The sequence below is a fragment of the Leifsonia sp. NPDC058292 genome, from assembly GCF_042880955.1.
GTDB lineage: Bacteria > Actinomycetota > Actinomycetes > Actinomycetales > Microbacteriaceae > Leifsonia.
Genome location: NZ_JBHVYL010000016.1, coordinates 14,275 through 27,352 on the forward strand (window position 1 = coordinate 14,275; position 13,078 = coordinate 27,352).

At 68.4% G+C, this 13,078-nt stretch carries 13 protein-coding genes; 7 read left to right on the forward strand and 6 right to left on the reverse strand.

Going from position 1 to position 13,078, the window contains the following annotated elements:
• Position 1: 1 nt before the first annotated feature.
• Complete coding sequence (locus ACFVWR_RS10620; protein WP_387211081.1) at positions 2 to 1,675, reverse strand: amidohydrolase; 1,674 nt, start codon at positions 1,673 to 1,675, stop codon at positions 2 to 4.
• Between the two features lie 3 nt (positions 1,676 to 1,678).
• The gene (locus ACFVWR_RS10625) at positions 1,679 to 3,025 is read right to left on the reverse strand and encodes an MFS transporter (RefSeq protein ID WP_387211084.1); all 1,347 of its coding nucleotides are present in this window, start codon (positions 3,023 to 3,025) and stop codon (positions 1,679 to 1,681) included.
• Between the two features lie 199 nt (positions 3,026 to 3,224).
• On the opposite strand from ACFVWR_RS10625, the gene ACFVWR_RS10630 reads away from it, so the two are divergent.
• The 4 genes from ACFVWR_RS10630 to ACFVWR_RS10645 all read left to right on the forward strand — a co-directional run bounded on the left by ACFVWR_RS10630 (position 3,225) and on the right by ACFVWR_RS10645 (position 7,202).
• Complete coding sequence (locus ACFVWR_RS10630; RefSeq protein WP_387211087.1) at positions 3,225 to 4,163, forward strand: Lrp/AsnC family transcriptional regulator; 939 nt, start codon at positions 3,225 to 3,227, stop codon at positions 4,161 to 4,163.
• A gap of 225 nt (positions 4,164 to 4,388) precedes the next feature.
• The gene (locus ACFVWR_RS10635; protein ID WP_387211090.1) at positions 4,389 to 5,438 is read left to right on the forward strand and encodes an LCP family protein; all 1,050 of its coding nucleotides are present in this window, start codon (positions 4,389 to 4,391) and stop codon (positions 5,436 to 5,438) included.
• A 130-nt stretch (positions 5,439 to 5,568) separates the two neighbouring features.
• Positions 5,569 to 6,228, forward strand: a complete 660-nt coding sequence (locus ACFVWR_RS10640) for a DUF4190 domain-containing protein (protein WP_387211093.1) — start codon at positions 5,569 to 5,571, stop codon at positions 6,226 to 6,228.
• Positions 6,229 to 6,290: 62 nt separating this feature from the next.
• Positions 6,291 to 7,202, forward strand: a complete 912-nt coding sequence (locus ACFVWR_RS10645; protein ID WP_387211097.1) for a DUF4352 domain-containing protein — start codon at positions 6,291 to 6,293, stop codon at positions 7,200 to 7,202.
• 24 nt (positions 7,203 to 7,226) lie between these two features.
• On the opposite strand, the gene ACFVWR_RS10650 is transcribed toward ACFVWR_RS10645, so the two are convergent.
• Positions 7,227 to 7,880, reverse strand: a complete 654-nt coding sequence (locus tag ACFVWR_RS10650) for a response regulator (RefSeq protein ID WP_387211100.1) — start codon at positions 7,878 to 7,880, stop codon at positions 7,227 to 7,229.
• Between the two features lie 38 nt (positions 7,881 to 7,918).
• Positions 7,919 to 9,223, reverse strand: coding sequence for a sensor histidine kinase (locus ACFVWR_RS10655; protein ID WP_387211103.1), 1,305 nt, complete (start codon positions 9,221 to 9,223; stop codon positions 7,919 to 7,921).
• A gap of 171 nt (positions 9,224 to 9,394) precedes the next feature.
• Between ACFVWR_RS10655 and ACFVWR_RS10660 the strand changes: the two genes are divergently transcribed.
• On the forward strand, positions 9,395 to 9,943 hold the full coding sequence (locus ACFVWR_RS10660; protein WP_387211106.1) for a DUF4352 domain-containing protein: 549 nt from the start codon (positions 9,395 to 9,397) through the stop codon (positions 9,941 to 9,943).
• 62 nt (positions 9,944 to 10,005) lie between these two features.
• On the opposite strand, the gene ACFVWR_RS10665 is transcribed toward ACFVWR_RS10660, so the two are convergent.
• Positions 10,006 to 10,467 carry a pyridoxamine 5'-phosphate oxidase family protein gene (locus ACFVWR_RS10665; protein ID WP_387211109.1) on the reverse strand — a complete coding sequence of 154 codons (462 nt, stop codon included), beginning with the start codon at positions 10,465 to 10,467 and terminating at the stop codon, positions 10,006 to 10,008.
• 13 nt (positions 10,468 to 10,480) lie between these two features.
• Complete coding sequence (locus ACFVWR_RS10670) at positions 10,481 to 11,083, reverse strand: dihydrofolate reductase family protein (RefSeq protein ID WP_387211112.1); 603 nt, start codon at positions 11,081 to 11,083, stop codon at positions 10,481 to 10,483.
• 160 nt (positions 11,084 to 11,243) lie between these two features.
• On the opposite strand from ACFVWR_RS10670, the gene dinB reads away from it, so the two are divergent.
• The gene (gene dinB, locus ACFVWR_RS10675; protein WP_387211271.1) at positions 11,244 to 12,440 is read left to right on the forward strand and encodes a DNA polymerase IV; all 1,197 of its coding nucleotides are present in this window, start codon (positions 11,244 to 11,246) and stop codon (positions 12,438 to 12,440) included.
• A 50-nt stretch (positions 12,441 to 12,490) separates the two neighbouring features.
• Positions 12,491 to 12,928, forward strand: coding sequence for an alternative ribosome rescue aminoacyl-tRNA hydrolase ArfB (arfB, locus tag ACFVWR_RS10680; protein ID WP_387211114.1), 438 nt, complete (start codon positions 12,491 to 12,493; stop codon positions 12,926 to 12,928).
• Positions 12,929 to 13,078 lie beyond the last annotated feature (150 nt).

Here is a 13,078-nt window from a genome sequence, read left to right on the forward strand (position 1 = left end):
GTCACTCGCCCTCGGCCCGGTATCTCGGGATGCCGTCGACCCACGTCTCGATCACCGGCACCGCCGCGATGTCCTCCGCCGCGACCGTCAGCGGATTCGCACCCAGCACGACGAAGTCGGCACGCTTGCCGGGCGTGAGTGACCCGAGCTCGTTCTCGCGGCCGAGCGTGATCGCGCCCTCCAGCGTGTGGCCCCTCAACGCGGCCTCCGCGCTGATCCGCAGGGAGTCAGGCCCGAGCTTGTGGCCCCGGCGCGTGACGCGGGTCACGGCGGCCTGGATGGCCTCCAGCGGGCGCGGTTCGGCGACCGGAGCATCCGAGGAGATCGTCACGGGCACGCCCGCCTCGAGAAATTCTCCGAGCGGGTTGAAGCGCTCACCCGGGGTGCCGATGGCCTGCTCCACGCCCTCGCCCCAGTTGTAGTAGTGCTGCGTCTGGTTCACCGGGCGGATGCCGAGCCGCGCCATCCGCTCGATCTCGACCGGGTCGGGCAGGCCGCAGTGCTCGATGCGGTGGCGGGCGTCGGCATCCGGATGCTCGGCCAGGGCCTCTTCGAGCGCATCCACGACCATCGCAATGGCGGTCGGCGACTGAGCGTGCGTGGCAGTCTGCAGCCCGGCGCCGTGCGCCTTGGCCACCAGTCCCGCATACTCCGCGGGCTCGTGGTAGAGCTGGCCGGTGCGGCACGGGTCGCCCACGTAACCCTCGGGGAAGTAGGCCGTCCAGCCACCGAGCGTGCCGTCGGCATACAGCTTGATGCCCGCCACCGAGAGGAAAGCGTTGCCGAAGGCGCCCGTGAGCCCGAGATCGACCACCTGGTCGAGCAGGTGGGAGAGGAAGTACATCGAGACGCGCACCGACAGCTCGCCCCGATCGGCCATCGCCAGGTAGGCGGCGAACTCGCGCTGCGACACCTGGGCGTCGCCGAGAGCGGTCACGCCCGCCGACAGAAACTCGCGCTGCGCGATGTCGAGTTGCCGCTGGTGCTCGGCCGGCTCATCCCCGAGGTGGAAGTTCGGGCCGTGATGACCGATCTTCACCCCGTGCAGCCCCGTGAGCACGTTGCAGGCTGCGTCGGAGAGCTCGCCGGTGAGCTCACCCTCCGCGTTGCGGAAGAACTCGCCGCCCTCCGGGTTCGGGGTGTCGCGGGTGATGCCGTACTGCGCGAGCGTGAAGCTGTTCACCACACCGCCGTGACCGGAGGCGTTCATGATGTACACCTCGCGGTCGGTTGCGATCTCGTCCAGCTCCTCCTTCGTCGGGTGGCGACGCTCGGCCAGGTTGCGCTGCTCGTAGCCGTAGCCGCGCAACGGAACGCCCGCGGGCAGCCGCTTCGCGCCCTCGCGCATCGCCTCCACGATCTCGGGGATGGTGCCGGCGCGCGCCGGGCTGACATCCACCCAGGTGAGCAACTGCCCGAACATCAGCGGATGCGCGTGCGCGTCGATGAAGCCCGGCACGATCGTCGCGCCCGGATAGTCGGCGCGCTCGGCCGTCAAGTGGGCGGCGTCGGCCGCCTCCTCGACCTCGGCGAGCGTGCCGACCGCGAGGATTCTGCCGCCCGCCGTGAGCATGGCCTCGGCTCGGGGCGCGGTCTCGTCGACGGTGAGGATCGCATCCGCGGTCACGATCGTCGGTGCCGAATCGCGCGCGTCGTAGGTCGCCAGGTGTCGCACCCGTCAGCTCCTCGTCGTCTTGATGGCCGTGGTGTCGAGTCGCGGGTTGAACGATCCCGTGACCGGCGCCGAGTCGGAGTGCTGCGGCGCGAACCAGGTTCCGATGAGTGCCACCAGGGCGAGCACGCCGAAGAAGCCGACGGCCGCCCAGAACGTTCCCGTGGCCACGATGAGCCCGGTCGCGATCGCGGGCGACAGTCCGCCCCAAACGGCGGCGCCGATACCGTACGACAGCGACATCGACGTGTAGCGGGCCTGCGGACGGAACATCTGCGTCATCACGGTCGACAGCGGCGCCCACGCACCGCTCAGAGTGATGCGGATCACGCTGACGAACACGTAGATGAGCGTCACCTGGTGGTTCTGGATCACGAGCACGAGCGGGATCACAGCCAGGAACGAGAGCACCGTGCCGAGCATGATCACCCGTCTTCCGCCCCACTTGTCGCCGAGAATCGCCAGCGGCAGAGTGACCAGCGCCTCGATGAACGACGCGACCGTCATGGCGCCGAGAATGATGCCCGCAGGCAGCCCGACCTCCGGACTCGTGGCGAAGTTCTGCACGAACGTCGTGGCGATCACGTAGCCGCCCGACGACATCGCGATGATGCAGAACCCCAGAAGAATCGGCAGCCAGTTGTTTCTGAGGGCGAACACGATCGGCGTCGACTGCGTCTGACCCTCGATCTTCTCCTCGAAGACGGGTGTCTCCTCAACACGGTAACGAACCCAGATGCCCACGCCGATCAGCACGATGCTGAACAGGAACGGGACGCGCCAGCCCCAGGTCAGCAGCACCTCATCGCCCATCCCGGCGAGAATCCAGAACGCGCCGGATGCGAGCAGGGCGCCGAGCGGGTTGCCGAGCTGCGTGAATCCGCCGTAGAACGTCTTGAACTTCGGCGGAGCGCTCTCCACCGACATCAGGCTCGCGCCGCCCCACTCGCCGCCGACCGCGAGACCCTGCGCGATGCGCAGCACGATGAGCAGGATGGGCGCCACGATGCCGATGGACGCGTAGCCGGGCAGGCAGCCCACCAGCACCGTCGCGATGCCCATCAGGAACAGGGTGAGGGTCAGCGCGCGCTTGCGCCCGAGCTTGTCGCCGATGTGACCGAAGATGATGCCGCCGAGAGGCCGCATGAAGTACGCGACGGCGTACGTGCCGAACGACGCCAGCGTGCCGAGCGCGTGGTCGATCTCCGGAAAGAAGACCTGGGGGAACACGAGGGCCGCGGCCGTCGCGTAGACATAGAAGTCGTACCACTCGATGGTCGTTCCGACCACCGAAGCCAGGCCGGCCTTCAACGCGCGGGCGTGCCCAGCAGATTGCGTTGGGGAATCAGACACACGAAGCTCCTTTGCTTGTAATGACGTGAAGTCTCGCCCCTGTCGGCCGGAATGTCCAAGGGCACATCCGCGTCTCCGGATGCCCGATTCCGTTGAATCGCGCGCTCTGACGATCATAAGCGGCGCGCTTCGTGAGTTCGCCGCGGATTCTGCCGCCGATGTGCTGCCGCGACCGAGCGAATCCGGGTATTCTGCCGATATGCCCAGCCGCCGCGACACCGGCTCTCCCGAGCACGATGCCGACTCTCTCGACAGCAGTCTCGTGCGTGCCCTGCAAGCGGACGGCCGGGCCAGCATCCACGATCTCGCCCGCACGCTCGGCGTCTCCCGCGACCTGGTCTCGCGGCGCCTCGGAACACTGATCGGCCGCGACGGCCTCCGCGTCGTCGCCGCCCTCGACCCGGGATTCGCCGGGCTGAACGTGCTCATCCACGCCGCCGTCAGCATCGACGGGCCGGCCAGGCCCGTCGCCGAGAAGATCGCCGACCTCCCCGACACTGTGTTCGTCTCCCTCGTCGCCGGCGCCTTTCCCGTGGTGTTCGAATCCCGTCACGGCGACACCGAAGAACTGCACGCCACGCTCGACGCCATAAGATCCATTGCCGGCGTTCGCCAGGTGCGCGTCAGCACCTACGATGCCCTGCTCAAAGAGTTCATCACCGCCGGCTCGGTCACCGACGTACGACTCGACAGCCTCGACCACGACCTCATCGCGATTCTGCAAGACGACGGCCGGGCCAGCTATCGCACGCTCGCGGATGCGGTGCGCCTCTCCCCTTCCTCGGCCCGGGCCCGGGTGCGCCGCCTCCTCGACGCCGGTGTCATTCGCATCGCCGCCATCGACGCGGGCGGACTCTCCCGCAACCGCCTGGCCGTCGGCGTCGGCATCGCCCTCCGCGGCGCAGCCGACGACGTGCGCCGGTATCTCGTCGCCACCCCGGCCGTCGACCTCGCAGCGGATGCCCACGGCGCCTACGACCTGATCGCCACGATCGTCGGCACCTCGTCCGCGAACGTGCTCGCCGTGATCGAGCAACTGCGGGCGCTGCCCCAGGTCGGGTCGCTCGAGACGTGGGCGCACCTCGACATCATCAAAGAGGACTACACGCGCACACTCGGGCGGATCGTGCCGCGGTAGAGGCCTTATCGCTTCGCGTGAATCGAGACAGAAACCATATACAGAGCGGTCTGTGGATACTTTCACCCGCGAATTGGGGGTACCGGGGTACATATTCTGTCCGCATTAATGAGGACATGGGCCTGAAACAAGCGTAGCGTCGAACGTAGATGAGAATTCCTCATCTCGCCCGTTGTTCGGGTGGATGCATGAGACGCTCCTCTCGGAGTGCCGGAGACGGTCATCATGAGCACGCATGCTGGACACCCTGAGCCCCACTGGCACGGTCGCGTCGCGCACCCGAAGCACCGCCGATCGGCGCTCTACATCGCGCTGGTTGCTTTCCTCAGTGTCCTCGCCGTCGCGGGCGGCGCGCTCGTCGGCGGCGGGTTCCTGTACGCCGGCAGCGTCGCCTCGACCTTCAACTCGACCGTCTCGCACATCCCGCGCGCGTTCCCGCCCGCGGCGACGAGGCCGGTCGCCGTCTCGACCGGGGCGATGAACATCCTGCTCATCGGTTCCGACTCGCGGGGCGACCCGACCAAGATCGGTGAGACAAGCACATCCAACCAGCGTTCCGACACCCTGATGCTCGTGCACGTCGACGCCGATCGCCGGAACGTTTATGTCATGTCGATCATGCGCGACCTGTGGGTTCCGATTCCCGGCAACGGAACGGCGAAGATCAACGCGGCGCTCGCCTGGGGCGGCACGCCGCTGGTGGTGCAGACGGTCGAGCAGCTGCTCGGCACCCGCATCGATCACGTGGCGATCATCGACTTCCAGGGCCTGGCCGGGATGACGGATGCGCTCGGCGGCGTCGACGTCGACAGCCCGGTCGGATTCACCACGGTGCTGAAGCCGCACTACACGTTCGTGAAAGGCATCAACCACGTCAACGGCGCTCAGGCGCTCGCCTTCGCCCGGGAGCGCTACGCCTTCCCCACGGCCGACTACCAGCGGGTGGCCGACCAGCAGGCGCTGATCCGGGCGGTCGTCACCAAGGTGCTCAGCCGGTCGACGCTCACCGACCCCGCCGCCACGACGGCCTTCGTGGGAGCGATGGGCAAGTACCTGAGTGTCGACGAGAAGTTCGACCTGCCGACCATCATCGGGCTCGCCGCCAGCATGCAGCTCGAGGGTGCATCCAGCATCCACACCTTCACAATGCCGACCGGGGGAACCGGAACCTCGGCGGACGGACAGTCGATCGTCAACACCGATCAGGCCTCGCTTCCCGCACTGCGGACGGCATACGCGAACGACCAGCTCGGAACCGTCGTGCCTGCTCAATGACCTCATCAGAAATGATACCGGCCCCCCTGTTCGGGGGTTGGACGAGAAAGTCTCAATTCTGAGAGTGTTGGAAGGCTCTGGGGCCATCGCTGCCCAGTGCGAATTTCCACACAGCAAAGGACCCTTGAGAATGAGCACCCTCCCTCCGCCGCCCGCACCCGAACAGCAGTACGCCGCCCCCGCCCCCGCCCAGTCGAGCAACGGTCTCGGCATCGCAGCGCTGGTCATCGGCATCCTCGCGTTCATCGGAGCCTTCATCCCGTTCCTGAACTACGGCGCCTGGTTCCTCGGCCTGATCGGCCTCGTGCTCGGAATCATCGGCCTCGTGCAGAAGAACAAGAAGAAGAGCGTCGCCCTCACCGGCACGATCATCTCCGGCGTTGCGATCATCCTCTCCATCGTCCTTGCCATCGCATATACCGCCGCATTCGCCTCTGCGGTCAACGACGAAATCAAGAAGCAGGATGCTCAGGCCTCGCAGCCGGTCGAGGTCGTCTACGACGTGACGGGCACGAGCACCGACACGTCGATCACCTACTCGACCTACACGAACGGCGGATCGGGCTCTGAGACCGCTTCGAACCAGCCCCTGCCGTGGACCAAGTCGATCACCGTCAAGAAGGGCGGCACGTTCGACTTCAGCAGCTTCAGCGTGACCGCCACCGCAGGTCAGGACGGCGGCGACGTCGCGTGCAAGATCACGGTCGGCGGCAAGGTCGTCTCCGAGCAGACCGCATCCGGTGAGTTCGCCTTCGTCACCTGCAACGCGACCGGCACCGACAGCGAGTAGAACACGGGTGCGGGTCCCGGTGTGCGCACCGGCCGGGACCCGCACTGTTCTCTCGACGAACAATGACGAACACACCCGCAGGCTGGTACCCCGACCCCGAGTTCGATGGGCAGCAGAGGTATTGGGACGGCTCTTCGTGGACCGTGAACCGAGCGCCTCGACACGACACGACCGCGACCACGGTCGCCTCAGGCGACGGTCGATCGACTGGCCGCACCGGCGACTCCACCCTGGCGGTGCTCGCCCTCGTGCTCGCCATCCTCGGCTTCGTTCTCGGCGTACTGCCGTTCGCGGCCTGGTTCGCCTGGCTGCCGTTCGTTCCCGCGCTCATCCTCGCCATTCGTGTGCTCATGGCACGACGGCCCGGAAGGGGCCAAGCGACGTGGGCGATCGTCATCGTGGGTGTCGGCTGGCTGCTCTCCCTGTTCATGGGCGTCGTCTCGATCGGCGTGCTCGCCGGTGGATCGGACTCGCAGACCGGCGCTGCTGCCGTGCCATCCGCGTCGTCGAGCGTCGCTCCGCCCACGAGCGCACCTCCGGCCACCCCGACCGCGCCACCGACGACTGCGCCGCCGGCGGCCGCGGCCGGTGTCGGACAGCCCGTCACGAGCCGGGCGGGCGTCGCGTTCTCGGTGTCAGGCATGCAGTGCGGGCTCGGCGCTCAGGAGGACGTGTTCGGGGAGGTCGCGCCGAAGGGTCAGTTCTGCAAGGTCGACTTCGTGGTCGCCAACGGGAGCGCGCAACCACAGGATGTGTCCGCCTCCGACATCTTCGGATACATCGAAAACGCGCGGTACAAACCCGACAACACCCTGGGACGATTCGGCGATGACTCCTTTCTCACCACCGTCAACCCAGGCCTTACAGTCAACTGCACGGTCTATTTCGATGTGCCGCCCGGAGCCTCGCTCGATCGTGTCAAGCTGATCACGAGCTGGTGGGGCGGGGACGGGGCGACCGTCACGCTGCGCTGAGGTCGCGGTCGGCGTCGCGGTCGGTCAGGCGCCGGAGCGCGCGACGATCACGGCGAGCTCGGTGCGGGTCCGCACGCCCCACTTCTGGCGAATCGCCGCGAGCGTGGACTTGACCGTGGTCTCCGCGACGAAGAACTGCTGCGCGAGTTCCGCATCCGACGCTCCGTTGGTCAACGCGAGGGCGAACTCGCGCTCACGCGGCGTGAGCTGACCCATTTTGACCGAGGCCTCCCGCCGAGCGTCCGACGCACGCGAATCGCGCACCCACAGCGAGAGCTGACGCGCCGCGCGCGGCGAGAAGGCCGCATCCCCGGCCGCGACCTGCCGCACCGCGTCGATGATCCGCTGCGGATCGTCGTCTTTGAGCATGAACCCGAACGCACCGGCGCTGACCGCGTCGAGAACGCGACCGTCTTCGTCGAACGCCGTCATCATCAGAAAGCGCGGAACGCTCCCGTCGAACGACTGAACCACGGCCACGCCGTCCATCCGGGGCATCCGGATGTCGCAGAGCACGACATCCGGGCGGTGCAAGCTGACAGCGGCCGCGACCTCGTCACCGTCGGCGCACCGGCCCACCACCTCGATGTCGGGCGCTGCGCCGAGCACCGCTGTGACTCCGGCCGCCGCCATCGGGTCGTCATCGACGACGAGCACACGGATGCGAGGGTCGGTCACGAACGGAGTCTATCGCCGGCGCTCGGTGGCCCCGAACCTCACCGCCCCGAGGGCGACCACGGCAGCCAGGCGACGATGGAGAACGCTCCGTCTGCTGACACACCCGCCTGGAACGAGCCGCCGACGAGCGCCACTCTCTCGCTCATCCCGCTCAGCCCGTGGCCGCCGCCGACCGATGTCGGGACCGTTCCCGGCACGATCCAGTTCGTCGCAGAGACAGAGATGCCCGTCGCGCTCCCGCCGCGCACATCCAGCCGGATCGCCGCTCCCGGCGCGTGCCGGCGCGCATTGGACAGCGACTCCTGCACGATCCTGTAGCAGGCGTGAGCGACCTGGGGGTCACAGGATGCGGGGTCGCTGACGAGCAGTTGGGCTCGCACGTCGACGCCGTCGCGAAGGGCGGCATCGACCAGCCCTTCGATGTCGGCGAGCCCCGTGCCGCCCGTCGCTGTCCCGGTCGCGTTTGTGTTCGCGTTCGTAGGATGTCGAAGCTCGTGCACCACGTTGCGGAGCTCGTCGAGGGAGTTCTGGGCCGTCTCCCGCACCGCGCGCGCCGCAGCGGCTACCTTCTCATCGGCTGCGCCCACCGTGAGTTCGAGCGCTCCAGCGTGCAGCGACAGAGAGCTCAGTTGTGCCGCGAGTGTGTCGTGGAGTTCTCTCGCGAGCTCCTGCCGCTCGCGCTCGCGTTCGACCTCCTGGTGCAGGGCGGCGACGTTGCGGTTCGCCGCGGCCGTTCCGCGCGTCGCCGCATCCCTTTCCGCGCGCAGCCGGCGGGTGAACCCGTACGCGGCGAATGGCACGACCGCCACGGCCGCCAGGATCGGCACCGTCCACAGCAACGCCAACCGCGCGGGCGTGCCCTCGGCGGGGTCACCGACGAAGCCGGCAAGGAGCGAGCCATGGGTCGCGACGTCCCAGCAGAAAGCGACGACCACCGCGGCGAAAGCGCCGCAGACGAGCATCCACCGGCGTCGGCCCGACGTCGCGGCCGTCGCCGCGGCAAGGCTGACGAGCACGGCGAGCGGAGAGGTCGGAAACACGAGCGTGCCGCCGATCGCCAGAAGCGCGACCAGAACGGGATACTTGTGCCGCCACACGAGCAGGACGGAAACGGCGACCATCGCGAACGAGCCGATGGTCGCCAGCAGCTTGATCGGTGCCGGGAACGTCGACCCGCCCGTTCCGTGGATCCCGCCGGCCGACAGCGCGAGGAGCGCGCACAGAACGGCCAGCGCGATCGACCCCACCAGCGCCCACGCTCGGCGCGACGGCGACGGCGACGGCGAGGTCGACGTCGGGCCGGCCGGCGTCCAGGCCTGCGGCGTGGGTGGCGTGACGGTCATGCTCCGATCGTAGGGGCGCACGCGGCCGCGCTCGTACCGCCTTTCGGAGCAAGAGCATCCCTCCTTTCGTGCGGTCGGTTCGGATCGAAACGAGGTGCCGCGCGACCAGCGCCAGGCGGTGTGCTGGTGTGAGCCGGGCAGCCCGGCGCACGAATCCACCAGGAGGCATCCATGTTCCGTCGCATCACACTCGTCACCACCGCTACCGCCATCGCAGCCGGTCTCGCCCTCACCGGCTGCAGCACCGGAACGACCGCAGCGGGAACGGGCGGCGCGGCTCCGGCAGCCAGCCCTTCGACATCCGCGGCCGCCGCTCCCTCCGCCCCAGGATTGAACACACCCGTGAAGAAGGGCACGTTCGAATTCACCGCGCTGGGCGTCAAGGATGCGGGAACGACCGTCGGCACGTCGCCCCTGTCGCAGAACGCGCAGGGCACCTTCGTGCAGGTCGATATCAAGATCGCGAACACCGGCAACAGCGCCGCGACGTTCATCGTCAACTACGTGAAGCTCGTCGACGCCGCCGGCAAGACCTACGACGCCGACCCGACCGCGACCCTGTACGCCAACCCCGACCAGAGCGCCTGGGTCGCGGCGATCAACCCGGGCAACGCCATCCAGGGCCCCATCTTCTTCGATGTTCCCGCCGGCACGCAGCCCGCGAGCATCCAGGTCAGCGACACCATGTTCTCCGGGGGCGAGACGATCGCTCTCAAGTGATCGCGACGCGCGGCGGACGGACCCGGACCGTCCGCCGCCGGGCATGCGTGCATCCGCTCGCGTCAGACCTCGAGGGTCATGTCGAGTGCGTTCTTGCGCTCGGGGTCGCCTCCCCGCACGAGAACGAACCGTCGGTCGATGTCGGCCCGGTAGAGCACCATCGGGCCTTCGGGCTCGAGGTCGCTCTCGGCGACCTGCTTGCCGACGGGCAGCCGGCCGTTCAGCGCGGATAGCGCTTCGGGCAGGTCATCCGCTGAAGCGCGGGATGCCGTCGCCTCGAAATACGCCGCCTCTGCCCGCCCGACCGCGACGCCAGAGTCGAAAACCGTGATCGCGACGTCCGGCCGCTGTGCGATGTTGCGGGAATGCCGGCTGTCGGGCGACGAGACCCAGCACAGGCTCTCTTCGCCAAGCGGCGCGAAGAACACGGGGCTCACCCACGGTCTCCCGTCGTCATCCGTGGTCGCGACGACGAGGTAGAGGTTGGCGGCGATCACACGCTCGATGTCCGACCTGTTCGGCATGGCTGCTACTCCGTCAGCGGACCACGTCGTACGTCAGGTGCGTGGCCCGCGACGAGACCACCACATCCCGTTGAACGAAGTCTTTGCGCCCCGTGAGCTCGAACAAGCGGGTGCCGGAGCCCATCAGAAGCGGGGAGAGGTGGATGCGGAGCTCGTCGACGAGATCGGCCGCGAGGCACTGATCGACGACGTTCGCGCCGCCCATGACGACGACGCTCTTCTCCCCCGCCGCCTCGCTTGCCGCCCTCACCGCGTCGGCGACGCCGCTGGTCACGAACCGGAAGCGCGAGGCCAGGCGCACTCGCTCCGGCACGTCGTGCGTGACGACGAAACAGGGCGGCGCGACCGATTGGTCTTGGTCGTATCCGTATCCGATGTCGTCGCTCCAGCCGTCCGGGCCGTCGACGACATCGAAGAGCCGGCGCCCCATCACGACCGCTCCCGTCTCGTCGAAAGCGCCTGCGAGAACGCCCTCGTCGACCGACGTGCGCGGCTCTTCGAGCACCCAGGCGTGGATGCCCTCTCCGCCGATCCCGAGCCCGTGTGCAGGGTCGGCGCCCGGGCCGGTGACGTAGCCGTCGATCGACATCGAGATGTCGGCGATCACTCTGCTCATGGTGTCTCTCCTACCCGTCGATTCGTGACAGATACAGTACCGCCGGGCTCGCAGTGACCGGGAGGGTCAACTCCACCGGGGTTCACCGAGCTGTGGACGCAGCCCGGTGTCCGCGGTCCGTGCGACCATGCTCTCGACACGTGATCGATCGGAGGCCGGGATGCGGGGCGAGGCGACCGTGCTGCACGCGGACCTCGACGCGTTCTACGCCTCGGTCGAGCAGCGCGACGCCCCCGAATTGCGCGGCCGGCCTGTCATCGTCGGCGGCGGCGTTGTGCTGGCGGCGAGCTACGAGGCGAAGGCGCGCGGCATCCGCACCGCGATGGGCGGGCGGCAAGCGCGCGACCTGTGCCCGGATGCGGTGGTCGTCCCGCCACGGATGGATGCCTACTCCGCCGCCAGCAAAGACGTGTTCGCGATCTTCCGCGACACGACGCCGCTCGTCGAGGGTCTCTCGATCGACGAGGCGTTTCTCGAGGTCGGCGGTCTCCGGCGCATCGCCGGCACGCCCGAGCAGGTCGCGCTTCGCTTGCGCGAGCGGGTTCGCGCCGACGTCGGTCTCGCCATCTCGGTCGGGATCGCGCGCACCAAGTTTCTCGCCAAGGTCGCCAGCGCCGTCAGCAAACCCGACGGCCTGCTCGTGGTCGAACCCGACCGGGAACAGGAGTTCCTGCTCCCCCTCCCCGTCGAACGCCTCTGGGGTGTCGGCGCCGTCACCGCGGAGAAGCTCCACCGGCTCGGCATCCGCACCGTCGGTCAGCTCGCCGAGCTCGAAGAGGCCACGGCCGAGAAGCTGCTCGGCAACGCGACCGGCGCACACCTGCACGCCCTCGCCCGGCTGCGGGATCCGCGCCCCGTCGACGCGACCAAGCGCCGCGGGTCGATCGGCTCCCAGCGCGCTCTTGGTAGCCGCCCGCGCACGCCCGAGGAACTGGACCTCATCCTCACCCAGATCGTCGACCGGCTCGCCCGCCGCCTCCGCGATGGCGACCGCACCTGCCGCACCATCGTGCTGCGTCTCCGCTTCGGCGACTTCACCAAAGCCACCCGTTCGCGCACCGTCGGCTTCCCGTCAGACCGCACGTCGGTGCTGCTGACCATCGCCCGAGGCCTCCTCGCGGCCGCACTCCCCGAGATCGCAGAGCGCGGCATCACCCTCATCGGCATCTCGCTCTCGCATTTGGGCCGGGCGGATTCGTTCCAGCCCGAACTGCCGATCGACTGGGACGACGGCGCCGGGCTCGACACTGTGCTCGACGCCGTCCGCGACCGCTTCGGTGCGACCTCGGTCGCTCGCGCCGCGCAACTCGGTCGTGACCCGGGCTGGTCGACCCCGCTCCTGCCGGAACACGAGTAGTTCGGCGGGCTCCGCCTGACGCATCAGCAGTGCAAGAGGATGATGGACCCATGCCCGCTACCCACCGCCCTGGCCTTCGGGTCGGCCCCGGACTCACGATCCCGGAGTCCGAGCTCTCGTGGCGGTTCTCGCGCTCATCCGGCCCCGGTGGGCAAGGGGTGAACACCGCGGACTCGCGAGCCGAACTCGTGTGGGATGTGGCGGGCTCCTTTGTTCTCTCAGAGTTCCAACGGGAGCTTCTTCTCGACCGACTGTCCGGTCGCATGGTCGACGGAACGCTGACGATCGCCGCATCCGAGCACCGCGCCCAATTGCGCAACAGGGATGCCGCGCGCGCTCGCTTGACCGAGCTCGTGGCCGGCGCCCTCCGCCCGCCAGCACCACCGCGAAGGCCGACGAAGCCGAGTCGCGGCGCCAAGCAACGGCGTCTGGATGCGAAGAAGCGGCGCACCGACGTCAAGCGACTGCGTCGCCCTCCTCACGACTGACCGTGGCGGTCTGGCAGGATGCTCGAGATTCAGCTTCGAGGGCCAGGAGCGCCGCTCGCAGTGCGGCGTTGTATTGTGCACGGTCGAACTCGACGGGACCGAATTCGGCGTAGTCGCTCGGCCCGAAATGGCTGACGGAAGCCACACGTC

Excerpts from the sequence above, each read along its gene's own strand:
- ACFVWR_RS10630 (WP_387211087.1), top strand. The coding sequence starts at position 3,225 with ATGCCCAGCCGCCGCGACACCGGCTCTCCCGAGCACGATGCCGACTCT.
- ACFVWR_RS10635 (WP_387211090.1), top strand. The coding sequence starts at position 4,389 with ATGAGCACGCATGCTGGACACCCTGAGCCCCACTGGCACGGTCGCGTC.
- ACFVWR_RS10640 (WP_387211093.1), top strand. The coding sequence starts at position 5,569 with ATGAGCACCCTCCCTCCGCCGCCCGCACCCGAACAGCAGTACGCCGCC.
- ACFVWR_RS10645 (WP_387211097.1), top strand. The coding sequence starts at position 6,291 with ATGACGAACACACCCGCAGGCTGGTACCCCGACCCCGAGTTCGATGGG.
- ACFVWR_RS10655 (WP_387211103.1), bottom strand. The coding sequence starts at position 9,223 with ATGACCGTCACGCCACCCACGCCGCAGGCCTGGACGCCGGCCGGCCCG.
- ACFVWR_RS10660 (WP_387211106.1), top strand. The coding sequence starts at position 9,395 with ATGTTCCGTCGCATCACACTCGTCACCACCGCTACCGCCATCGCAGCC.
- ACFVWR_RS10665 (WP_387211109.1), bottom strand. The coding sequence starts at position 10,467 with ATGCCGAACAGGTCGGACATCGAGCGTGTGATCGCCGCCAACCTCTAC.
- ACFVWR_RS10670 (WP_387211112.1), bottom strand. The coding sequence starts at position 11,083 with ATGAGCAGAGTGATCGCCGACATCTCGATGTCGATCGACGGCTACGTC.
- dinB (WP_387211271.1), top strand. The coding sequence starts at position 11,244 with ATGCGGGGCGAGGCGACCGTGCTGCACGCGGACCTCGACGCGTTCTAC.
- arfB (WP_387211114.1), top strand. The coding sequence starts at position 12,491 with ATGCCCGCTACCCACCGCCCTGGCCTTCGGGTCGGCCCCGGACTCACG.